The sequence below is a fragment of the Desulfitobacterium nosdiversum genome (assembly GCF_049860565.1).
Taxonomy (GTDB): Bacteria; Bacillota; Desulfitobacteriia; order Desulfitobacteriales; family Desulfitobacteriaceae; genus Desulfitobacterium_A; species Desulfitobacterium_A nosdiversum.
The window spans coordinates 759,874-783,722 of sequence record NZ_CP172056.1 but is presented as its reverse complement, the minus strand read 5'-3'; the positions used below and the strand labels follow the sequence as shown (position 1 = coordinate 783,722).

22 protein-coding genes are annotated in these 23,849 nt (G+C 37.1%); 7 read left to right on the top strand and 15 right to left on the bottom strand.

Annotation, left to right across the window (positions count from 1 at the left end):
* Window positions 1–10 precede the first annotated feature (10 nt).
* The 3 genes from ACHOLT_RS03815 to ACHOLT_RS03805 form a co-directional block, all read right to left on the bottom strand.
* Entirely contained in the window at window positions 11–1,183 is a 1,173-nt protein-coding gene (locus ACHOLT_RS03815; protein WP_425805883.1) for an ABC transporter substrate-binding protein, read from the bottom strand.
* Window positions 1,184–1,360: 177 nt separating this feature from the next.
* Complete coding sequence (gene selB, locus ACHOLT_RS03810; RefSeq protein ID WP_425805881.1) at window positions 1,361–3,259, bottom strand: selenocysteine-specific translation elongation factor; 1,899 nt, start codon at window positions 3,257–3,259, stop codon at window positions 1,361–1,363.
* Window positions 3,260–3,457: 198 nt separating this feature from the next.
* On the bottom strand, window positions 3,458–4,492 hold the full coding sequence (locus tag ACHOLT_RS03805; RefSeq protein WP_425805880.1) for a YkvI family membrane protein: 1,035 nt from the start codon (window positions 4,490–4,492) through the stop codon (window positions 3,458–3,460).
* 135 nt (window positions 4,493–4,627) lie between these two features.
* On the opposite strand from ACHOLT_RS03805, the gene yyaC reads away from it, so the two are divergent.
* Window positions 4,628–5,194, top strand: a complete 567-nt coding sequence (gene yyaC, locus ACHOLT_RS03800) for a spore protease YyaC (RefSeq protein ID WP_425805878.1) — start codon at window positions 4,628–4,630, stop codon at window positions 5,192–5,194.
* 13 nt (window positions 5,195–5,207) lie between these two features.
* Here yyaC and ACHOLT_RS03795 read toward each other — a convergent pair whose 3' ends face one another.
* The 12 genes from ACHOLT_RS03795 to rpmH form a co-directional block, all read right to left on the bottom strand.
* A complete protein-coding gene (locus ACHOLT_RS03795) occupies window positions 5,208–5,711 on the bottom strand; it encodes a DUF4446 family protein (protein ID WP_425805877.1) in 504 nt (167 codons plus the stop codon).
* Window positions 5,712–5,740: 29 nt separating this feature from the next.
* Entirely contained in the window at window positions 5,741–6,442 is a 702-nt protein-coding gene (locus ACHOLT_RS03790) for a DUF554 domain-containing protein (RefSeq protein ID WP_425805876.1), read from the bottom strand.
* A 208-nt stretch (window positions 6,443–6,650) separates the two neighbouring features.
* Window positions 6,651–7,499 carry a ParB/RepB/Spo0J family partition protein gene (locus ACHOLT_RS03785; protein WP_425805875.1) on the bottom strand — a complete coding sequence of 283 codons (849 nt, stop codon included), beginning with the start codon at window positions 7,497–7,499 and terminating at the stop codon, window positions 6,651–6,653.
* The gene (locus tag ACHOLT_RS03780) at window positions 7,492–8,253 is read right to left on the bottom strand and encodes a ParA family protein (protein ID WP_425805874.1); all 762 of its coding nucleotides are present in this window, start codon (window positions 8,251–8,253) and stop codon (window positions 7,492–7,494) included. Before ACHOLT_RS03780 ends, ACHOLT_RS03785 begins: the two co-directional genes overlap by 8 nt.
* A gap of 196 nt (window positions 8,254–8,449) precedes the next feature.
* Entirely contained in the window at window positions 8,450–9,166 is a 717-nt protein-coding gene (gene rsmG / locus ACHOLT_RS03775) for a 16S rRNA (guanine(527)-N(7))-methyltransferase RsmG (RefSeq protein ID WP_425805873.1), read from the bottom strand.
* Window positions 9,156–11,066: a tRNA uridine-5-carboxymethylaminomethyl(34) synthesis enzyme MnmG gene (gene mnmG / locus ACHOLT_RS03770; RefSeq protein ID WP_425805871.1), complete on the bottom strand. Its 1,911-nt coding sequence runs from the start codon at window positions 11,064–11,066 to the stop codon at window positions 9,156–9,158. The genes rsmG and mnmG overlap by 11 nt, the downstream gene beginning before the upstream one ends.
* A gap of 9 nt (window positions 11,067–11,075) precedes the next feature.
* Window positions 11,076–12,437 (bottom strand): tRNA uridine-5-carboxymethylaminomethyl(34) synthesis GTPase MnmE, encoded by a 1,362-nt coding sequence (gene mnmE, locus ACHOLT_RS03765; RefSeq protein WP_425805870.1) that lies wholly within the window; start codon window positions 12,435–12,437, stop codon window positions 11,076–11,078.
* 187 nt (window positions 12,438–12,624) lie between these two features.
* Window positions 12,625–13,263, bottom strand: coding sequence for an RNA-binding cell elongation regulator Jag/EloR (jag, locus tag ACHOLT_RS03760; protein ID WP_425805868.1), 639 nt, complete (start codon window positions 13,261–13,263; stop codon window positions 12,625–12,627).
* A gap of 26 nt (window positions 13,264–13,289) precedes the next feature.
* Window positions 13,290–13,970 (bottom strand): YidC/Oxa1 family membrane protein insertase, encoded by a 681-nt coding sequence (locus ACHOLT_RS03755; protein ID WP_425805867.1) that lies wholly within the window; start codon window positions 13,968–13,970, stop codon window positions 13,290–13,292.
* Window positions 13,971–13,981: 11 nt separating this feature from the next.
* Entirely contained in the window at window positions 13,982–14,188 is a 207-nt protein-coding gene (yidD, locus tag ACHOLT_RS03750) for a membrane protein insertion efficiency factor YidD (protein ID WP_425805865.1), read from the bottom strand.
* A gap of 55 nt (window positions 14,189–14,243) precedes the next feature.
* Window positions 14,244–14,573: a ribonuclease P protein component gene (gene rnpA, locus ACHOLT_RS03745; RefSeq protein WP_425805863.1), complete on the bottom strand. Its 330-nt coding sequence runs from the start codon at window positions 14,571–14,573 to the stop codon at window positions 14,244–14,246.
* Between the two features lie 106 nt (window positions 14,574–14,679).
* A complete protein-coding gene (rpmH, locus tag ACHOLT_RS03740) occupies window positions 14,680–14,814 on the bottom strand; it encodes a 50S ribosomal protein L34 (protein ID WP_425805861.1) in 135 nt (44 codons plus the stop codon).
* Between the two features lie 345 nt (window positions 14,815–15,159).
* Between rpmH and dnaA the strand changes: the two genes are divergently transcribed.
* The 6 genes from dnaA (at window position 15,160) to gyrA (ending at window position 23,790) form a co-directional block, all read left to right on the top strand.
* The gene (dnaA, locus tag ACHOLT_RS03735; RefSeq protein WP_425805859.1) at window positions 15,160–16,512 is read left to right on the top strand and encodes a chromosomal replication initiator protein DnaA; all 1,353 of its coding nucleotides are present in this window, start codon (window positions 15,160–15,162) and stop codon (window positions 16,510–16,512) included.
* Window positions 16,513–16,750: 238 nt separating this feature from the next.
* Entirely contained in the window at window positions 16,751–17,857 is a 1,107-nt protein-coding gene (dnaN, locus tag ACHOLT_RS03730) for a DNA polymerase III subunit beta (protein ID WP_425805857.1), read from the top strand.
* A gap of 2 nt (window positions 17,858–17,859) precedes the next feature.
* Complete coding sequence (gene recF / locus ACHOLT_RS03725; RefSeq protein ID WP_425805856.1) at window positions 17,860–18,951, top strand: DNA replication/repair protein RecF; 1,092 nt, start codon at window positions 17,860–17,862, stop codon at window positions 18,949–18,951.
* A complete protein-coding gene (remB, locus tag ACHOLT_RS03720; RefSeq protein ID WP_425805854.1) occupies window positions 18,951–19,208 on the top strand; it encodes an extracellular matrix regulator RemB in 258 nt (85 codons plus the stop codon). Before recF ends, remB begins: the two co-directional genes overlap by 1 nt.
* 152 nt (window positions 19,209–19,360) lie before the next feature.
* Window positions 19,361–21,304, top strand: coding sequence for a DNA topoisomerase (ATP-hydrolyzing) subunit B (gyrB, locus tag ACHOLT_RS03715; protein WP_425805853.1), 1,944 nt, complete (start codon window positions 19,361–19,363; stop codon window positions 21,302–21,304).
* A 14-nt stretch (window positions 21,305–21,318) separates the two neighbouring features.
* Window positions 21,319–23,790 carry a DNA gyrase subunit A gene (gene gyrA, locus ACHOLT_RS03710; protein ID WP_425805851.1) on the top strand — a complete coding sequence of 824 codons (2,472 nt, stop codon included), beginning with the start codon at window positions 21,319–21,321 and terminating at the stop codon, window positions 23,788–23,790.
* Window positions 23,791–23,849: the final 59 nt, after the last annotated feature.

The following is a 23,849-nucleotide window of genomic DNA, read 5'->3' as shown; positions in this document are numbered from 1 at the left end:
AAGCTTCAAATTATTTAGGATTAACTCTGTTAGCAAAAGCCCACTTGCCATCTTTATATTGTAAGATTACAGCACTTTTACTTGGATTGTGATTTGCAGGATCTACTGTAATATTACCGCTGACTCCCTTAAGATCTTTAATTCCTTCCATAGCTGCCTTAACTTTATCCGGGTCAGTGCTTCCTGCAGCTTCAATACCCTTAATCAGCATTGTTGCAGCATCATATCCTAAAGCAGCAAAACCGGTCGGTGCTTCATTATATTTTGTTTGATATTGTTTGGAAAATTCTACCAAGCTTGGATCATCCATGGCGACATGGTCAGAGTAGTAAACATTCGTCATATTCTTTGCTTCAGCAATTTTGGTGGTTTCGTCTCCATTCCAACCGTCTCCGCCTAACATAGGAGCGGTAATTCCAACTTCGCGGGCTTGTTTAATGAGCGCCCCAACTTCTGTATAGTAGCCAGGTAAATAAACTACATCAGGATTTTGAGCTTTAATCCGGCCTAAAATCGCTTTAAAGTCTTTATCTCCAGCAACATAGTTTTCTTTACCAACAATCTGTCCGCCAGCTTTAGTAAAGACATCTTCGAAAGCTTTAGCTAAGCCTTTAGAATAGTCCCCGTTGGTATCAATAACGATTGCCGCTTTTTTAGCCTTAAGTGTATCAGCTGCAAACTGTGCCCCAACATTTCCTTGGAAATCATCAATGAAGCAAGCTCTGAAGATAAATGGATTTAGTTTTCCGCCTGTAACCGTTAAAGCTGCATCAGTACCTGAAGGAGTTACAAGAGGTATCTTATTTTGGTCCACAAGGGGAATAATTGCTTTTAATGTTTTTGTAGTCATAGGTCCAAGCATTGCGACGACTTTATCCGTGGTTATAAGACGTTGTGCTTGAGAGGTTGATTCACCCGGATCAGATTTATTATCTGCCACATCAAGTTTAATTTGTTTTCCTAATACTCCGCCCTTAGCATTTTGTTGCTCGATAGCCAGTTGAGCCCCATTTAAACCGGCTTTACCATATTGTGCTGCTCCACCAGTTTGTTCGAATAGAGCACCCACTTTAATCTCGCCACCGGTACTTGCTCCACCCGAAGTGTTACCTCCTGTGCCGCAGCCTGCGATTAAAGATAAGCTCAATACGGCTACGGTCGCCATCGAAAAGATTTTCTTCATCCGTTTTTCCCCTTCCCATCTCTAATAGAAACGCTCAAAGCTTCTAAATTTGAGTACATTTTATATTTTATATATCAATCTGTCAATGGTTATAACTGTCTTAGTATAAATGAAAGAAGCTCTAAATATAGAATTTTCATACAAATGCAGTTTTTTTTAATACTTTTATCCTGCTTTTCATCGATTTAGAACTCTCTTATCTCCTTGACGTTTTGTTACCTTTTGCTGATCAAAATACTCCAGTAAAGGAACTGTATATTTCCGGGATGTTCCCCATATTTGCCGCATATCTCCTACTGCGACCTCTTTATTCTGTTCAAGCAGCTTCACAAGATCATTTTGAGCTTGCCTTACAGATTCAGAGTTAAAAAATAATCCTGAAATAGAAACCCATTTTTCTTGTTCCACTAAGTAACCTGCAAACTCCAGGTTATTCCCCTTATCTATGCCGCATTCTTGAGAACCTCCCTCTAAATCCGGAGGCATTAAACCTGCTGTTTTCCATCGTTTTTCAAGACATTCTAGTTTTTTTAAGAAGCTATCAGACAACTGAATATCTTCTTTTAATTTAACCTTACTCCCTGTTATTCGATAATAACCGCGCTCAGCCCCCTGTTCAATAATATTTTGCCAACGCCGGTTCGTCCATTTTACATCAAGTTTTACCTTAAGTTCTTCTCGGCTTATTCCTCCGCGTAAAGGAAACTGTCTATCGTGTGCAGAGATATGGTCAATCAAGCGCTTACGCCAATTTTCTGCAGCATCATGAGCCCAAAATAAAGATGTATTTTCTTCCTTCCAAATTTCTATACGTTCTTGCTTTTTTAATTGTTTTAGTTGCTTATCAATCTCTGTTGGATCCAGGGAAAGGATATCTTCTAATTCCTTAATTGTTTTAGGTTCTATTAATTCTTTTTCTATTAGATCCAGTGGATCACCCTGGTCCTTCAAATGTAACTGGGCGATAACATTCTCTTTAAAGCGCTTTCTTTTCAATTCTGCAACGCCAAGAACTTTACCACCGCCAATAGTATAGGCCGGAGAGTAAAAACGAAGTACAAAGCGGTCTTGAGCTGCTCCTACAACAGGTTCTTCAAGCAGTATCTGAGCATAACCCTCTTGACCGGGAGGCAGTTCCTCATGCTCAAGAAGGTGAATTCTACCTAATGCCTCTGTGGTTCCTATATGAAAACGCACTCTCTGCCGATGGATAATTGGTTTATCCATAGAAACTAAGTTTTTAAGCCTTAGATCAAGAATATTTCCGACTGGATATGCTCCAGGTGTAATAATAACTTTCCCTTTTTCAACTTCATCGGTATTTATCCCTGCTAAATTAATAGCAACTCTCTGACCTGCCTTAGCACTTTCGACATTTTGATTATGTACCTGAAGCGAGCGTACTTTAGTAAACCTATGTCCCGGTTCAACCGCCACTTCCTGTCCTATATTTATTGTTCCATTATGCAGAGTACCTGTAACAACTGTTCCAAAGCCTTGAATACTAAATACACGATCTATGGGTAAGCGTATTGGTCCATTCGCCGTTTTGCTTTCAGCGTTTTCAAGCAAACGATCAATTCCTATTTTTAATTCTGGAATTCCAACGCCGGTCTGAGCTGAAACTAAATAAAGCGGAGCATTGGCGAAAATTGTTTCCGCTAATACTTCACGGATTTCCTCCTGAATAAGATCAAGCCATTCTTGATCAACAAGGTCTATTTTATTTATAACCACTACTCCCTTGGTAACACCCAGCAAATTTAGAATATCGAGATGTTCTCTTGTTTGCGGCATGATTCCTTCATCGGCTGCGATAACGAGAAGGACTCCATCCATGCCTGTGGCCCCAGCAAGCATTTGTCTTACGAAACGCTCGTGACCAGGTACGTCAACAATACCAACCTCACGGCCGCTGGGCAATGTTAAATGAGCAAATCCTAGCTCAATAGATATTCCTCTCTTTTTTTCCTCTTTTAAACGATCGGTTTCTATTCCTGTCAAAGCGCGGATGAGTTCAGTCTTCCCATGATCCACATGTCCGGCTGTTCCGATTAGATAATGTCTGTTTTCCATATTCGTTCCCCTTATCCGGTTTTCCATTTTCTAGTGCAACATTTCCATTAATGTTACTTAAAATTTTAGTTTCATTATTTATTGCACCACAAATTACTTCCATTATTTTGAAGATTTTATTCAATTCATTAGGGTTATCTTATCCGAAATTTAAGTTACCAGCAAGTAATTTAAAAGTAACATGATTATGTTTCTATTTTATTGCTTTATCCATTTCGAAAATAGTATGGGCAAAAGAATTAACCCCATATAAGCCAATAATGGATATAAAACTTTCACGATAACAGAAAATTTAACTCCAGCTAAGGGAAATACTAATAAAAGCAGTAACAATGTTACCGCATGATCGTTAACTTTATTTTTGTTTACAATTCGTGTAACTAAACTAAAAGCATTTCCAACTGCTGCCGTTATCATGGCAAACCAAAGAACGAGAACGTAAAAAAATGCAGGCCATTCTCCAAGTTTGCCGGCAACAGCTACCATTGGAATTTCAAAGGTCTTAACTTCCGGAAAGCTTATTAATGCCCCGCCTATCACGCCTGCGAATAAGCCTAACAACATTCCTCCGAAAGCAGCTCCGCGACTTGCTCCAGGTTTTTGAATTTCTTTTCCCAGTGATGCAAAAACAACGAGTGCGAATGTTAAATTGAAGGAGACATATAAAATAGAGGAAATTATCCAATTTTTAATTAATGGGTTCGTTGTTGTGGAAACAACTCCTTCTCCATCTCCCTGCAAGCCATAAAATATAGCGAGTACAGCTATACCTAAGCAAAAAATAAATTTTAGCGGGATAAGAACCGTATTTATCCATAAAACGCCTTCTCCCTTAAACCAAAGCGCTAAAATGATAACCCCTATTGTAAGCAGAACTCCAATCCAGGAGCTTAAGCCTACATATTGATTGAATAATGCTCCTGATCCTGACAACATAGCTATTAAGCCAACTAATAATAATATACTTATAAAGAAGTCAACTCTTGGCCCCCATTTTTTTCCTATTAATTTTTTAAAAAAATCTGAATAGCTGTTCACTCTCCACTTACTCTGAAGATCAAGCATGATCCATCCTAAAAACGAAAAGAGAGCGGCACTTAATATAATTCCCAAAAAACCCCATCTACCGAAATTCACGAAGAACTGTTGAATTTCTTGACCCGAGGCAAAACCTGCACCCATAATCGCTCCAATATAAGTTGCCGCTGCCTGAAAAGTAATTTTCCAGTTCATTAAATCCCCCCCTGCCACATAAATATGGCTTTTCCTCAGCGATCATGCATAAGTCGAAGGCAGAAAGGGAATAATTTAGAAGAATTGATTTTTCCCAGTAAATTCTTAATTTATATGCGTCTTAGGGGGAATTTAATGAGCCTTCTTTCAATTTTATCAGATCAGCAAAAAGTGAAAGCTTATTATAATGATAAATCAGCTACAATTCACCTTGAAAATAAATTAGAGGAATATTTTTCTACTTCAAGACACCGGCCCACTGTTATCCTATGTATCGGAACTGATCGATCTACTGGAGACTCCCTTGGTCCTTTAACGGGTTCTTTCTTAATGCGCCTAAGTATTCCTCAGCTTACTGTAATCGGTACTCTTGATGAACCTGTTCATGCAACTAATCTAAATGAAAGCCTTAATTTTATTCATAATTCGTTTCTTAATCCCTACATACTTGCCATTGATGCTTGCTTAGGAAAATTGGATTCAGTGGGTCATATTACTTTAGCTTCTGGACCGCTTAAACCTGGTGCAGGAGTACATAAAAACCTCCCCTCAGTTGGGGAGGCCCATCTTACTGGTATTGTCAATGTAGGTGGTTTTATGGAGTATATGGTCCTGCAGAATACTCGGTTAAGTTTAGTTTGGAATATGGCGGAATCTATAGGTAATTTGTTATCTAAAGCCTATATTCGCTCCCGTATTTAATTGTTTCTACTTATTATATATGCAGTGTTTTTTGAGCTTTCTCAAGGGCTTGAATTTCTTCTGCAGAAAGATGATAAGACGACTGTCCTTTTTCTATTGGCTTCGCATAAACCCGAGATTCCTCCCGGCTATTTATAGATGAAATAACAACCCCATTTCCCTCCTGATTGAGAAGAGCGAGAGAAAAACTTAAATTGCTTCCCATATTTTCAAATGCATTGAAACGAACCAGCTCCGCTCGATCAACAGATTGACGGAGTTTTTCTTCTGTTTTTGTCAGTCTGCTATTTTGCAATTCAAATTTACTTCCTAACTCTTTTACATTTTTCAAATTTTCATCTAAAAGTTTATCCAATTCTTTTCCACTCATAAATGTTTGAATGCTTATATGTGCTTTTTCATATCTTTTCAAGCGTTTCAATAGTGCATAAATTAAAAAGTATGGGATAATAACTAATACAAGAATAACGCTTAGGAAAACCCACCAATATGTTTGCATTAAATTTACTAAATCCATTAGTCTTATCTCCTTAAATTTAATTATTGTTAACTTCCTAGATGGAAAACACTAAATATTATTGTCAGTGGGATCGCGGCAAAAATTCCTGGTAATAAGTTTCCCACTTTTATCTCTTTAATTTCAAGAATTGTTATTCCTATTCCGATAATTAACAAACCACCTGTTGCACTCATTTCTGTAATCACTGGAGTTGATAATACGTTTTGCAGCAGTCCAGCGGAAATTGTTATTCCTCCCTGGTAAAGAAAAACAGGAATAACGGATGCTAATACGCCAATACCCATCGATGACGTAAATACAATGGCCGAAATTCCGTCAAGCATTGCTTTAGCGTATAGAATATCGTGAACGCCTTTTAATCCGCTTTCTAAAGAGCCCATAATGGCCATTGCCCCAACACAATAGATTAAACTGGATGTTACAAAGGCTTTTGTGAAGTTCCCTTTTTGTTTTCCCCTTGATAATGTTTTCTCTAACCATTCTCCAAACTTTTTTAGCTGTAATTCAATATCAATAAGTTCTCCAACTACTCCACCAAGAACCAAACTTGCTATAACCACTAATGGGTTTTTAGTTTGAATGGCCATATTTAAACCAATAAGTATTACTGCTAACCCAATCCCCTGGATCACTGTATTCTTCATTTTTTCAGGAAGTGCATTGCCAAATAGGATTCCTAGTATTCCGCCTATCAAAATTGCAACCGAATTGACTATTGTCCCTAACACATTTTTACCTGCCTTCTCAACCTATATTTACTGAATGATCAAGGCTTTTATTTCAATTTAACTTTAATGTTCCACGTGGAACATTATTAAAATCATTGACAAACATAGGTGAAAATAAGAAATGTTCCACGTGGAACATTTTAAAGGATTAAAATACTTAATTGCTTCCTTAATTACTATAGAAGAAACAAATCATATAAATCAGATCCTACTCAATTTGCACATTCCATAGCTCAAGAAGTCTATTTAATTCTTCCTCTGAAAAGAATTCAATCTCAATTTTTCCGCGATTCTTATCTCCTTTGAGGCGTACTTTGGTCTGAAAGGATGCTCTCAACTTATCTTCTACCGAATCCCAGGGGCTAAGTACTTTATCTTTAACTATTATAGGCTTTGAACCATCAGTCATTCTAGTAAACAACGTTTCCAAATCACGAACAGACAAATTTTCGCGCGCAGCCTTTTCAGCAAGCAATACTTGAAGCGAGCTGTCTTTAATACCCAGTAATACTTTAGCATGACCTAGTGATAATTTTTCATTTCTTATAAATTGTAAAATTCGCTCAGGGAGTTGAATAACACGAAGCAAATTTGCAATAGTAGTTCTGCCCTTACCTACTCTTTCAGCTATTTGCTCTTGTGTAAGCATATATTCTTGCATCAATCGCGCATAAGCCAACCCCTCTTCAATGGGCGATAAATTAGATCGTTGGATATTTTCAACAAGAGCACGCTCTGCCATCTCCTGTTCAGAGCATTCTTGAACAATGCAAGGGATTTTCCCCATTTCAATGATCTGAGCTGCTCTGAAACGACGTTCGCCAGCAACAATAATATAATTATCACCATCAGGTTTGACTAAGATAGGCTGCAGCAAACCGTGTGTCTTAATAGATACTGATAACTCCTGTAGAGTCTCTGGATCGAACTCCTTACGCGGTTGATCCGGGTTAGGATATATTTTATCCATTTTGATTTCACGGATACCTGATTCGTCATGAGATAAATCCTCCGAGATTAAAGCTCCGAGACCTCTACCTAAAGCTTTTTTAGGCACGTTCTAACACCTCCTCTGCTAAATCACGATAAACGTCAGCGCCTCTTGATTTAGGGTCATATAAAACAATGGGTTTACCATGACTAGGCGCCTCACTTAATCTAACATTTCGAGGTACAATGGTATGAAAAACTTTATTTCGGAAGTATTTTTTTACTTCATCAACGACTTGGATGGACAAGTTGGTTCGAGCATCAAACATTGTTAATAATACACCTAATATATTAAGATTCGGATTTAAACCTTTCTTAACACGATCAAGAGTACTCATTAAAAGCGATAAACCTTCAAGCGCATAATACTCACATTGAATCGGAATTAGGATATCCGTAGCCGCACCAAGAGCATTCAATGTAAGCAGGCCTAACGAGGGAGGACAATCAATAATGATAAAATCATATTCATCCTGTATTGGCTTGAGAGCATGATTCAGTTTTTTATCACGCTGATCTAAATTAACAAGTTCGATTTCAGCACCTGCTAATTCAATCCTAGCCGGAATAATCCATAAGTTCTTAACATCAGTCTTTAAAATAACCTGCCTTACTGGAACATCATTGATTAAAACATCATAGATACAGTAGTTTAACTTGTCTTTAATAACTCCATATCCGCTTGTCGCATTTCCCTGAGGATCCAAATCAAGCAATAAGACTTTCTTTCCCGACTCAGCTAAACATGCACACAAATTAACCGCAGTTGTAGTTTTTGCGACTCCGCCTTTTTGATTTGCTATAGTTATTATTCTAGCCACAATATCCCCCCTTTCTTAAAGGTAAAAATACCACAAAATCACCTAATATCTATAGTATCAAATCGCAACTAATAAAACTAGTTTTCATAAAAAAGATTTATCAAGTTTTGACATTATATTAGTAAAAACTTAATTGTTATATCATAAAATAGAGCACGATCGTCAATAATGACGTATCGTGCTCCTCACTGAAAACTTATAAAGGTTTTTTAGCTGGAGTACCCGGCTTTCGAGGATAAATAGACGGAGTAGGTTTTATTTTTTCAATAATAATTATTGCCCGATTATCAGCACCTTCTCCTAAATTCAGTTTACATATATCCTTAATCTCTGCGCCTAAAAGTGATAATGCATTACCAGATTCTGCGACTTCCTCATCACCTTGGCTGCCCTTAGCAGCTAGAAAAACTCCTCCAACTCTTAATAAAGGAATTGAATACTCAAGCAATACAGGTAATTTAGCCACAGCACGGGAAACAACTGTATCAAAACTCGATCTATACTGGTTATTTCTTCCAAAGTCCTCAGCACGGGAATGAATTGTCTCAATCTTATTAAGATCAATTTTCTGAATAACTACATTCAAAAAGTCTAAGCGTTTAGCTAAAGAATCGATAAGAACAAAATTCTTGTCAGGGTAAACTATTTTCAGAGGTATTCCTGGAAAACCAGCGCCAGTTCCAATATCTGCCACTTTATCTCCATTAATCCATGGCATTAATGTTAGTGAATCAAGAAAATGTTTTACAACAATCTCCCTAGGCTCGACAATACTCGTTAAATTAATTTTTTGATTCCAATCCATTAATAAATCCGCATATAACGAAAATTGCTGAAGCTGAGAATCAGTAAGCGAATACTCGAGTTTCTTAAGAACTAAATCACGTAACAGAATCAAATGTTCAGGAAGCATTATCTTTTCCTCCTCGACGGTTCTGCTCCAAGAACACAAGTAAAACTGAGATATCTGCCGGAGTTACGCCAGTAATACGAGAAGCCTGGCCGACATTAATAGGATATACTTCGATTAAACGTTGCCTACCTTCGGTAGATAAACCTCTTACCTTATCATATTGAATATCTTCAGGAAGTAAATGCCCTTCCATCTTAGCGAAGTGTTCTATCTCAACTAACTGTTTATCGATATATCCTGAATACTTAGTTTCTATTGCGGCCTCTTCTAATGCCTCTTCCTCGAAATCCCTCACATCTACTAATTTTTTAATCTCTGGAAGAGATATTTCCGGACGCCGGATAAGTTCTTCAGCACTTAATCCACCCTTAGCAGGAGTAGAATTAACTGAACTTAATACCTCTTGAAACTCTTGATTATGTGGAGAAAATACAGTTTCATGCCACAGTTGTTTAATTTTCTCCAGATCCTCTCGTTTTTTCTCAAATCTCTGCCAACGTTCATCATCAACAAGTCCAATCTCACGACCACGCTCAGTTAGACGCAAATCGGCATTGTCCTGTCTCAGAACAAGTCTATACTCAGCGCGGGATGTTAATAAACGATAAGGTTCTTTAATTCCTTTATTGACAAGATCATCTACAAGAACACCTAGATACCCTTCTGAACGACGAACGATAAAAGGATCTTTCTCTTTTGCTTTTAATGCAGCATTAATACCCGCCAGTAAACCCTGTGCTGCTGCTTCTTCATATCCAGAGGTGCCATTAAGTTGTCCAGCGGTAAATAGTCCTGAAACTTGACGTACCTCTAAAGTTAAAGAAAGCTGATGAGGCAAAACATAATCATATTCAATAGCATAACCAGGACGAAGCAGCTTAACCTTCTCTAAACCGGGAATACTTCTTAAAATATCATACTGAACATCCTCAGGCATGCTTGTAGAAAGTCCGGCAATATATAATTCATCACTATTCCAACCTTCAGGTTCCAGAAAAATCTGATGAGCAGGACGGTTGGCAAAACGAACAACTTTATCCTCAATTGAAGGGCAATACCGCGGGCCTATTCCTTCAATTTCTCCGGAATAGAGAGGTGCCCGATATAAATTTTCAGTAATAATCTCATGAGTATGGGCAGTGGTATATCCTAACCAGCAAGGAACCTGTTTTTCTGGATTCCTGCCCCAAAAAATACTTTCTGTTGGTAAAAAGGAATACCTCCACGGAACTTTATCCCCGGGTTGAATCTTAAACTTGCTGAAATCAACAGAACGACGATGGATACGGGGAGGAGTTCCGGTTTTAAACCGTCCAAGTTCTATTCCGATATCTCTTAATCCTCCCGACAAGTTCATCGCCGCCTGCTGACCATTGGGTCCTCCTTCATACATAGCCGGACCAATAATGATCCTGCCTCTAAGATATGTTCCGCTTGTTAAAACAACTTGACTAGCTTCAAAAAAGGCACCCGTACGTGTTATAACTCCTTTTAACTGACCCTTTTCAACCTTAATATTTTCAACAAGGGCCTGAACGATGGTCAAACGAGGATGAGCTAAAAGAACATCTCTCATTCGCCGCGAATAAGCCAGTTTATCCGATTGAACCCTTAATGCGTGAACTGCAGGACCTTTACCCGTATTCAACATTCGAACTTGCAACGAAGTTTGATCGCCAACGATACCCATTTGGCCGCCAAGTGCATCAATTTCACGAACTAAATGACCTTTGGCCGGTCCACCTAGAGAAGGATTACAAGGCATATGGGCAATTGAATCTAAATTCAAAGTAATGAGTAAGGTTTCACAACCTAATCGAGCAGCTGCTAAAGCTGCCTCACAACCGGCATGGCCAGCACCTACTACTATTACATCATAGCTTCCGGCTTGATATTCCACGACTTAAACCTACTTTCCAATACAAAATCTTGAAAAAATATTATCAAGGAGTGACTCCTGAACATTTTGTCCCGTAATTTCCGATAAATCCTGTAAAGCCTGACGCACATCTATGGAAAGAATATCCCATGGAATTCCGGCCTCCAAACTAACAAGAGCATTATTTAAAGAAGATAATCCTCTTTCTAAAGCAGATATTTGTCGAATATTTGATAACAAAGGATCTTTCGTTTGCTCACTAATACCTTTATAAACTCTTTTTTTAACTTCTTCTTCTAACTGTTTAAACCCAATTCGCTCACGAACAGAGAAGGGAATCCAAATTTCGTTTTTTATTGGACTTACAGCTTTAAAATTTTTAACTGCATCTATTTTGTTCACAAGCACCACTACATGGTCAGAGTTATGTTCAATAATATTTCTTTCATCTGCTGATAAATTTTTACCCGCCTCAATAATTAAAAGAATAAGTTCAGCCTTGGCAAGGGCTTTCCAAGTTCTTTCTATTCCGATTTTTTCAATGGGATCTAAACTTTTCCTAATCCCGGCTGTATCCACGAGCTGTAATAATATTCCTCCCAGATTTACCGTTTCTCGAATCTCGTCACGGGTTGTTCCTGGAATATCGGTGACAATCGCGCGCTCTTCTTTCATTAAAGAGTTCAATAAGCTTGATTTGCCTACATTGGGCTGTCCCACAATAACAGTAAGAAGGCCTTCCCTTAATATTTTCCCTGTTCTGCTCCCTTTAAGTAAATCTTCAGCAAGATTTATGCCTTGAACAAGTTTTAAATTTAAGGCATCTCGATCTAATTCCTCAACATCGTCTTCTGGAAAATCAATTCCTGCCTCAATAAAAGCTAATACTTCTAATACATGGTCCCTTAACTCCAAAATTTTTAGGGATAAACCTCCGTCTAACTGTGAAATCGCTAAATCGGCGGACTTTTCATTTTTTGCGGAAATCAAGTCTATGATTGCCTCTGCCTGTATAAGATCCAACTTTCCATTAAGGAAAGCCCTCTTTGTAAATTCCCCAGGTTCAGCTAAACGTGCTCCATTTTTTAAACATATTTCTAAAATTCTCTGCGCAACAAATAAGCCTCCGTGACAACTAATTTCAAGAACATCTTCACCGGTAAAAGAATGAGGAGAGAGCATTCTGCTAACCAAAACTTCATCTATAACTTTATCTTCATCGGTAAATTGACCTAAATATAATTGATATGTTTCCTGGCGGTGCCATCGCTCTTTATTCTTAGGTAAAAAGCACGATTTAATAATTTGTTCGGACTGAGGTCCGCTTAATCGTATAACATGAATACTTGCTTCACCTAAAGAAGTCGCCATAGCGACAATTGTATCATTCACTTTAACCTCTCCCAATACTTACCGATGTTTTATAAACATATTAAAAAAACCCGGCTTCGCCCTAAGACACTGTCTTCGCACTTGTTAGCCTTAGCGAAGGCAAAGCCTCTAGTTGCACTTATGCTGGAAGAAAGTATAAAACCGAAGGTTATACTTTCTGACATATTAAAAAAAGGGGCAAAGCCCCTCACGAAATTTCTTTTGTTCTTTTAAGTGAGATGACAATCCGACGATTAGGTTCATCACCTTCACTAAACGTGGAAACTCGCGTATCATCTTGAAGCGCCGTATGGATAATCCTGCGTTCATGGGGATTCATCGGTTCCAAAACAACCCGATTTCCTGTTCTTTTCACTTTTTCAGATAAACGTTTTGCTAATCGAATTAATGTTTCCTCACGCCTTTGCCGATACCCTTCAACATCAACGACAATTCTAATTTTCTCAGATAATTTCTTTGAAACAGCTAAATTTGTAAGAAATTGCAAGGCTTCAAGAGTATCCCCTCGACGCCCAATAAGAATTCCAAGCTCTGCACCAGTTATGTTTACAAACCATTGATTTTCTTTTTTTAAAGAGCTAAATTCCGCTTGAACTCCCATGCATTGGCAAACGCTTTTTAGAAAATCACAGGCAAGAGCACCATGATCGTCCTCATAGGACACTCTTACTTTTGCTAATCGAGTTCCTAATAAACCAAAGAGCCCTTTTTTAGCAGGTTCTTCTAAAACTTCGATTTTTACCTTATTTCGTTCAACATCTAATTCCGTAAGACAAGCTTCAATAGCGTCTTCTACAGTTTTGCCTGTTTTCTCAGCTATTCTCATAGAAATCCTCCCTCACGTTCCTCAATCTAGGCAGCAGCTTTTTCTTTTTCCTTGTCCAATTTATGATTAATATAAAGCTGTTGAAGTACAGAGACTATATTCATTACAACCCAGTAAAGTCCAAGTCCTGAAGGTACCGTAGCTGTAATGTATCCCATAAATAGCGGCATTATATATAACATTGTTTTTTGAGTAGTAGCTGCAGCATCATTTCCACTCGCAGCAGAAGTGGGACTTGTAACTTTTGTTTGAAGAAAGGAAGTTGCAGCAGCTAAAACAGCTAAAATATAATATGGATCTTTCTGCGTTAAATTAAACCATAAAAAATGAGTTTGACTTGGATCCGTAATATAACTATTAAAATTGAATAGTGTCCGATAAAGACCCCAGAAAATTGGAAGTTGTATAATTAATGGTAGACAACCGCCTGCCGGATTAACATTATTTTCTTTATAAAGCTCCATTACTTTTGTATTCATCGTTTGAGGATCATCTTTATATTTCTTTTGTATAGCTTGAAGCTTCGGTTGTAAATCCACAGTTTTACGCATAGAAGCCATCTGTTTCCAAGTTAAAGGATAGATTATAGACTTTATCAAAATGGTTAAAAGTATAATCGCTATCCCATAACTAGGTACACCAATAACTGCAGTCAAACTATATAGCCACTTCAATAAAGTTGTCATCCATTCAACAATAATATTCACAAAAACCCTCCTTAAACTGGATCATGGCCTCCGGGGTGAAAAGGATGACATTTGGAAATCCTGACAATGGATTTCCATCCTCCTTTAATTATCCCATACTTTCTAAGCGCTTGAATTGAATATTCCGAGCATGTCGGGTAAAAACGGCACGAAGGCGGCTTTAACGGTGAAATAAATTTCTGATAAAACCGTATTATGCCAATTAATATCTGTTTCATAAACTATCACTCTTTTAAAAGTATCAAATATAACCTTTATAAGATTAAAGTAAGGCTACATTAATACTTTTGCTTTTTTCAGGGCATTTAAAACACATCTTTCTACTTCTGAATAAGAAACTCCTTTTAAACTTGCCCGTGCTATACAAATTATTTCAAGATTTTGCGGCAATTCCGATAAATGCCTGCGAATAACTTCCCTCATTAATCGCTTCGCTCTATTTCTCTGAACAGCATTTCCGACTTTTTTCGAAGCAATGAAACCGTATTTTTTTGTTCCCCCCATAATATAAAAAACTACATATTTGCTTGAGAAACTTTTTCCCTGGGCAAAAACTGTCTTATAATCTTTATTACGTCGTAAACGCAGATTTCGCGCAAGCATAGTTCCTCCATTATTGATCGGTAATTACTATCTTACCCCTTTATAAGAAATTTATTCTTAACATTAAATAATTCTAAACGATGAAAAAGGCCACATTAATGCGGCCTTAAGCAGATAATTTCTTCCGCCCTTTTAAGCGACGTCTTTTAATTACATTTCTTCCAGTAGCAGAGCTCATACGATTTAAAAAGCCATGCACTCTTTGATGACGGCGATTCTTCGGTTGATATGTTCTTTTCATTGAAGCACCTCCTTTATGCCAAAGGAACTAAACAGATATCTTAAAAGATTATACTCTAGTTAATTTTATCATGTCAAGGCAAATATAAAGAAAGGATGTGGATAACTATTGATTATTAAAAGTTATCCACTGTGAATAAATCTTTAATTAGCCTGAACTTCCTGTTGATAACCTTCTGAAAAATTGGTATGATATTTTTGTAATCTCAGATTTCGATAAATTTCCTGAGTATTTCCATATTCACAGATAAAATAACCTTAAGTTATCCACAAATGTGCATAAGTTTGTGTATAACTTTTTTTTGCCGAATTTTACTTACTTAATACAACAAAGGGAGGATAATTCATGCCACCCCGCCCACCGCTACATAAATTATGGCAGGATACTCTTGCAAAACTTGAAAACGAACTTTCGAAGCCAAGCTTCGAAACTTGGCTTAGTTCAACTCGTCTTCTTAACATTGAGGGAGACACGTTAATTATTGGAGTTCCCAATGAATTTGCAAAAGACTGGTTAGAAAGCCGCTACGCTCCTTTAATTCGTTCCGCTGTTCAGACCATTTTTAATCAGTCAATGAATTTACAATTTATCATTGGTTCATCTCCTCAAGTTAATTATGAAGCCAACTTCCATACAGAACCTTCCGTTCCTTCGCCAAACGAAGTTGTTACCCCAAATTTTTTAAATTCAAAATATACATTTGATACATTTGTTATAGGTAACAGCAATCGATTTGCGCATGCTGCAGCACTTGCCGTTGCGGAATCCCCCGCTAAATCCTATAATCCTTTATTTATCTATGGTGGAGTTGGTCTAGGAAAAACTCACCTAATGCATGCTATCGGTAATTTTGTCCTTGAACGTTCTCCGAATACCCGCGTTCTTTATGTATCCAGTGAAAAATTTACAAATGAATTGATTGAATCTATTCGAGATAAAAATCCAGTTGAATTTCGCAATCACTATCGAAATGTCGATATCCTATTAATTGATGATATTCAATTTTTAGCAGGAAAAGAAGGAACTCAAGAGGAGTTTTTCCATACATTTAATGCTCTCTACGAAGCAAATAAACAGATTATCATCTCTTCTGACCGGCCGCCGAAAGAAATTCCAACGTTAGAAGATCGGCTTCGCTCACGATTTGAATGGGGTCTAATTACGGATATCCAAGCTCCAAATTTAGAAACACGTATTGCCATCTTAAGAAAAAAAGCCAAACTCGAAAATCTTCAAGTTTCAAATGATGTTATGGTCTATATCGCTGATAAAATCCAATCCAATATTCGTGAACTTGAAGGGGCACTTATACGCGTTATGGCCTATGCCTCACTTTCAAAAAGTCCGATTACCGTTGAGATTGCAGCAGAGGCCTTAAAGGATATCATTCCGGTTAACGCTCCAAAACAAATTACAATAGAAATGATTCAACAGGCAGCCTCCGAATATTTTCATCTTTCATTAGGGGAATTTAAGGCCAAAAAAAGAACGCGCGCCATTGCTTTTCCACGCCAAATTGCTATGTATCTCTGCCGGGAGCTTACAGATTATTCTCTTCCTAAAATTGGGGAAGAATTTGGAGGCCGTGATCATACCACAGTTATTCATGCCCATGAAAAAATTAGTCAAGCTCGACGCATCGACCCCCTGCTCGATAAAAGAATTCATGAAATTATTCAAAAATTGCAATCCTTCTAATTCTCTGTTCATAACCTGTATATAATTTTTTAAAAAATATCAACAAAACTTAAAATGTGGACATGTGAATAGTTATTCATTAATTATTCACATATTTTTAAACACCTATTTTAACTGTAAATTAAGGATTAATAGACTTATCCACAAAGAGACAAGCTATAATACTATAACGACTAAATTAATATCTTATTATTGTTTATAGAGAAATATTCCGCCAGAAATAGTGAGGAGGTTATTTATGAAAATCTACTGTTCAAAAGATGCCTTGTTAACGGGAGTCAATACCGTCCAAAAAGCAGTATCGAATAAAAATACTTTACCTGTTTTGCAGGGAATTTTAATTAAAGCAGAAAATAATACCTTAATTTTTGAAGCAACTGATATGGAAATAGGAATTCGCTGCAGTGTTACAGCTCAAATTGAAAGAGAGGGCGTTATTGTTCTTCCTGCACGTCTTTTTTCGGAAATTGTGAGAAAATTACCGGATGCAACAATTGAGATTGAACAACGCGACGATTCTATTAATATTCATTATTATCAGTCTGATATAGTTCTTAAGGGATTTGATCCTGATGAATTTCCTCTCCTGCCTGATTTATATGATGCAGTTTCCTTTAATTTACCTATTTCACTTTTTAAAACAATGATCCGTCAAACTGTCTTTGCATGTGCTGTTGAAGAAAATAGGCCTGTCGTATTTACAGGAACACTTTTACAAATTGAAGGCTCAAATATTCGCTTAGTTGCAACAGATACTCATCGCCTTGCGTATCGAATTTCAGAAATTGAAAATCCCGAAGATTTAAAGTTCTATGGTGTTATCCCTGCCAAAACAATGTCTGAAATTTATCGCTTATTAAAAGATGAAGATGAAATTTTAACCATCCGCTTCAATCAATCTCAAATATCTTTCCAATTTGGATCTGTTCATTTATTATCAAGACTCATAGACGGACAATTTCCAAACTATAAACAGGTTATTCCTCAAAGCTGCCAATCTAAAGTCTTTATCGCTTCAAAAACTTTTTCAGATTCAGTTGAAAGAGCTTCTCTGCTTGCACGAGATAGTATTCATGCTAATATCGTTCGTCTTTCACTTGAAAAGGAGAACTTGTGGATTGCACAAGCATCTGAAGTAGGAAAAATCTCTGAACAAATGGATATTAAGATGGAAGGAACGGAAGTAAAAGTCGCTTTTAATGCTAAATTTTTGCTAGATGTTCTTAAAGTAATAGATAGTGAAGAAATTATTATTGAATTATCAGGTCCGTATGGACCGGGTATTATTCGTCCAATTGATGATCCAAATTATCTTTATCTCGTACTTCCTGTACGTACATCTTAAAAATGGAAATTGTAAATCTAAAACTATACAACTTTAGAAATTATGAAAAAGAAAATATTCATTTTTCTTCAGGAATAAACGTCTTTCAAGGAGAGAATGGACAAGGAAAAACAAATGTTTTAGAAAGCATTTACTATTTATTAACAGGAAAATCTTACAGAGTTCGAAGAGAACAGGAATTAATCCTCTGGGGTAAAAATGAATTTCACCTTTTTGGGGATTTCTCGGCTTATCAACGTAGTTTAAGTTTAGAAAGTCATTATTTAGACCATAGGAAAATCGTAAAAATAAATCAAGTTCCATGTAAAAAATTATCAGACTTTGTTGGAACCATCAATGTTGTGTTCTTTTCCCCGGATGATTTAATGATGGTTAAAGGGGGACCTGTTGAACGGCGCAGATTTATTGATCTTCATATTACTCAAATGTATCCACGCCACGTTCATCTTCTTAATGCATATAATAAAGTTCTGCAACAAAAAGCTGCTTTATTAAAAAGTTCAATCCAGAGCTCAAAGGCTTCAAATATTGAAATCTGGAATGAACAGCTATTAGATTTTGGTTCAAAAATAATCCGTAACCGTTGGCATTATACACAAATTTTATCGAAGAAAAGCCAAGAAATTTACTCTCAGCTATCATCCGGAAAAGAAGAGTTGGCAATCAATTATATAGCTCTAGGTCATCAGAATATTGAAAAGGCATTAAAAGAATTTCCGAAAATGTTAGAAGAAAAAATGCAGCAGGAAATGGAAAGACAAATCATTTTAGTGGGTCCACACCGAGATGATCTTAATTATCAGATCAACGGAAAATCAGCACGGCTTTTTGCTTCTCAAGGACAACAACGTTCAATTATTTTAAGTTTAAAACTTGCAGAACTTGAAGCTATTTTTAAGGAAAAAGGGGAATACCCACTTTTGCTTCTGGATGATGTTTTGTCTGAACTTGATATTTTTCGGAGAGACTATCTACTAGAGTTTATTCAACCTATTAATCAAGTTTTAATTACTATGACCAGTGCTGAAAAACCGTCAAAAAAAATTAAATCTTTATTCCAAGTTGATAAAGGGCATGTAGGGAGGATTCACTGATGTTTTTACATTTAGGTGGGGATGTTTTAATTAACCAGCAAAAAGTTATTGCAATATTAGATTTAGAAACTGCCATGAAAAATTCTATTTCCGAAAACTATTTAAACAGCATGAAAGAAAGTGAAAGAATCCATTATATTTCGGAAAAAGGAAAAGAAAAGTCCTTAATTATAACGACTGAAGGAAATTATCTTTCGCCGATCTCGTCAACAACATTATTTAAACGTTCTTTATCGATTGAAGAGCAAGAGGAATAGTTTATAATAAAAACCTCCTTTTTAGGCAAGGTTTTTTTCCTTTTTTATGTCTTGTACTGCGCAGGGAGTTGGAATTGTGCGAAAAGCAATTATATCGTATAATAAAAAGGTTAAAGGTTAACAGGTGAGGTATTATTTGGGAGGGAACAGCCTTGCAGGAAAATCAGGAAAATGCGGATTTTGAGGAAAAGGTGCCAGAAAGTGTTGAATATAATGCTGAACAAATTGTAGTTTTAGAAGGATTAGAAGCTGTTCGCAAACGCCCGGGTATGTATATTGGCTCTACCAGCAGTCGTGGACTTCATCACTTAGTCTATGAAATTGTAGATAATAGTATTGATGAAGCATTAGCGGGTTATTGTGACAAAATTGAAGTCATTATTCATAAGGATAATTCAATTTCCGTAAAAGATAATGGACGGGGTATTCCCGTAGATATTCAACCAAAGCTGGGAAAACCAGCAGTTGAAGTCGCTTTAACGGTGCTTCATGCGGGTGGAAAATTTAATAATAGTGCCTATAAAGTTTCTGGTGGTTTGCATGGTGTTGGGTTAAGTGTTGTTAATGCTCTATCAAAATGGTTAACGGTTGATGTCAAAAGAGATGGAAATATTTATCATCAAGAATATACACGCGGTAAAACAATGACAGAATTAGCAATTACGGGTAATACTGAAGGAACAGGAACTCAAATTAATTTTGCACCAGATCCTGAGATTTTTGAAGAAACAACTGTTTTTCAATTTGATATTTTAGCGCACCGATTAAGGGAACTCTCTTTCTTGAATAAAAAAGTTTCAATCACTTTAATCGATGAGAGAACAGAAGAAAAAGAAGTGTATTATCATACAGGTGGTATTATTGACTTCGTAAAATATCTAAACAAAAATAAAGATGTTTTACATTCAGACCCAATCTATTTTGAGATCGTTAAGGATAATGTCGAAGTTGAAATATGTATGCAATATAATGATTCCTATACGGAAAATCTATTTTCTTATGCAAACAATATTAATACACAAGAAGGCGGAACACATGAAGCTGGATTTAAGGCAGCTTTAACACGCGTAGTTAATGATTATGCCCGTAAAAATAATATTATTAAAGCCAACGATGCGAATCTAAGCGGAGATGATATTCGTGAAGGATTAACGGTAGTTATCTCAGTTAAGGTTCCTGAACCACAGTTTGAAGGGCAAACAAAAACAAAACTAGGTAATTCAGAAATTCGCTCAATCGTAGATTCAGTAACTGGTGAAGGTCTTAATAATTTCCTTGAAGAAAATCCTGTCATTGGTAAAAAAGTAATTGATAAATCATTACAAGCTTTACGTGCAAGAGAAGCGGCTCGTAAAGCAAGGGAACTTACTCGAAGAAAAAGTGCCTTGGAAGTCAGTTCCTTACCTGGAAAACTGGCTGATTGTTCCTGGAAAGAACCTGATCTATGTGAAATGTATTTAGTTGAGGGTGATAGCGCAGGTGGTTCTGCAAAACAAGGGCGAGACAGACGCTTTCAGGCTATTCTTCCACTCCGAGGTAAGATTCTTAATGTCGAAAAGGCTCGTCTCGATCGGATTTTAGGTAACGCCGAAATTCGAGCGATGATTACAGCGATGGGAACGGGGATTTCAGATGATTTTGATATTTCAAAGGCTCGTTATCACAAACTGATAATTATGACAGATGCTGATGTCGATGGAGCACATATCCGAATACTCCTTTTGACCTTCTTCTATCGTTACATGAAGCCTCTAATTGATAATAATTATGTCTATATTGCTCAACCTCCTCTATATCAAGTGAAAAAAGGAAGAGATGTCTCTTATCAATATACTGATGATGAATTGACTAAAGCCTTAGATAAAGTAGGTCGAGACAAAGCGGTGATTCAAAGGTATAAAGGTTTAGGAGAAATGAATCCAGAGCAACTCTGGGAAACTACTATGGATCCTGCTAAACGAACCATTTTACAAGTCACGATGGATGATGCCATGATGGCAGATGAACTTTTTACAATGTTAATGGGAGATAAAGTAGAACCACGCCGTGAATTTATTATCAAGTATGCCAAAGACGTGCGTAATTTAGATATTTAAAGGAGTGCCTTTTAATGTCAATGGAAATGCAAGGCGGAAAAGTTTTTCCAGTTGAAATTTCGGAGGAGCTTAGAAAGTCATTTATTGACTATTCCATGAGTGTTATTGCCAGCCGAGCCTTACCAGATGTTCGTGATGGTTTGAAGCCGGTTCACCGGAGAATTCTTTATACGTTTCATGAGCTGGGAATGACCCCAAATAAACCCTATAGTAAGTCAGCGCGGCTTGTCGGGGACTGCATGGGTAAATTTCACCCGCATGGGGATTCATCTATTTATGATGCAGTTGTTCGGTTAGCTCAAGATTTTTCCAGCCGTTATCCATTAGTTGATGGACATGGAAATTTCGGATCCATAGATGGTGATTCGGCTGCGGCTATGCGTTACACCGAGTGTAGGATGGCTAAAATGGCTACCTATATGCTTGCGGATATTGATAAAGATACTGTTGACTTTGTTCCGAACTATGATGAAAAACAAGAAGAGCCTTCAGTCTTGCCTTCGAAGTTTCCTAATCTTCTTGTAAATGGTTCTTCAGGAATTGCTGTGGGTATGGCAACCAATATTCCTCCCCATAATTTAACAGAAGTCATTGATGGGACAATTGCCCAAATCGATAATCCTGATATTACAATTAACGAACTCATGGAATTCATCAAAGGTCCCGATCTTCCGACGGGTGCAACGATTATGGGTACGGAAGGAATTTATTCGGCTTATACAACGGGAAAAGGAATCTTTAAGACCCGAGCTAAAGCTCAGATTGAACATATGGAAAAAGCAGGAAAAATGAGAATATTAGTCACTGAAATTCCATTCATGGTCAATAAAGCAAGGCTTGTTGAAAAAATTGCAGAACTAGTTAGAGATAAAAAAATTGAAGGAATTACGGATTTAAGAGATGAATCCGATCGTAATGGAATGCGGATTGTCATTGAGCTCAGGAGAGATGTTAACCCGCAAGTTATTCTCAATCAACTCTACAAACATACTCAACTTGAAGAATCGTTCGGGATGAACATGTTGGCCTTAGTGGATGGTCGGCCAAGACTTTTAACCCTGAAAGATATGCTCCACTACTTTATTGAGCATCAAAGAAATGTTATCACGCGTAGAACGAGATTTGAATTAAACAAAGCCGAAGCGGAAGCACATATTCTGGAAGGCTTAAAAATTGCTTTAGACCATATTGATGAAGTGATTCAAATTATCAGGACCTCTGCTAATGAAGCAGAGGCTAAGAGTAATTTAATGACGCGGTTTGGGTTAAGTGAAAAGCAATCGCAAGCGATTGTGGACATGCGGTTGAAACGCTTAACCGGATTAGAGCGCGAGAAAATTGAAGAGCAATATCAAGAACTCTTGAAAACGATTGCTTATTTGCGTGCCGTTTTGGCCTCAGAAAAAATGGTTGACGGGATTATTAAAACTGAATTGACTGAGATTAAGGATAAATTTGGAGATGCACGGAGAACTCAAATTTCAATTGATCTTAGTAACATGCAAATTGAGGATTTAATTGCGGATGAAGATGTCGTGATTACTGTTACGCATAAAGGATATATTAAACGACTGCCGCTGAACTCTTATAAGAGTCAGAGACGGGGGGGTAAGGGAGTTCATGGTATGGCGACGCGAGAAGAGGATTTTGTGGAACATCTCTTTATTACCTCGACACATCAATATATTCTCTTCTTCACCTCTCGGGGAAGGGTCTATCGTCTTAAGGCGCATGAGATTCCAGAAGCGAGTAAGACAGCTAAAGGAATTGCGATTGTTAATATCTTAAACATCAACTCTCATGAGGAAAAAATTACAGCGATCCTTTCGATTAAAGCCTACTCTGAAGATTTTTGCCTTTTAACTGCGACCAAGAAAGGAATTGTTAAAAAGTCTGCTCTTATTGAATATGATTCCCAGCGCAAGGATGGTTTAATTGCTTTAACTTTAGATGAGGACGATGAACTCATTGGGGTTCGGTTGACCAAGGAACATGATCATATTCTAATGGCAACAAAAAATGGTTTATCTATTCGCTTTAAAGCTTTAGATGTTCGTCAAATGGGACGTACAGCACGGGGTGTTAAAGGAATTAGTCTCGAGAAAAATGATTTGGTTGTTGGTATGGATGTTATTTATGAGGATTCTGAACTTCTTACCATGACAGAAAATGGATTTTCAAAGAGAACGGATATTTCCGAATATCGGGTCCAAGGACGCGGTGGTAAAGGAATTATCGCTATGAAATTGAATCAAAAAACTGGACCGCTGATTGGTATTAAAATCATTAAGCCTGAGGATCAGTTAATGATTATTACCGAGGATGGTATTGTTATTCGTCAAGACGTATCTGGAATTTCCAGGCAAGGACGCTCGGCTCAAGGTGTCATGGCTATGAGAACTGGGGAAAGCCGAGTGGTTGCCATTGCAAAAGTTGTCTATAAAGAAGACAATGAAGAGATAATGGATAGCGAAGAGGAAGAATAAATTGTTTTATTATTATTCCTATGAGTAAAATTGACAAATTTCGATACAGATGCTAGTAT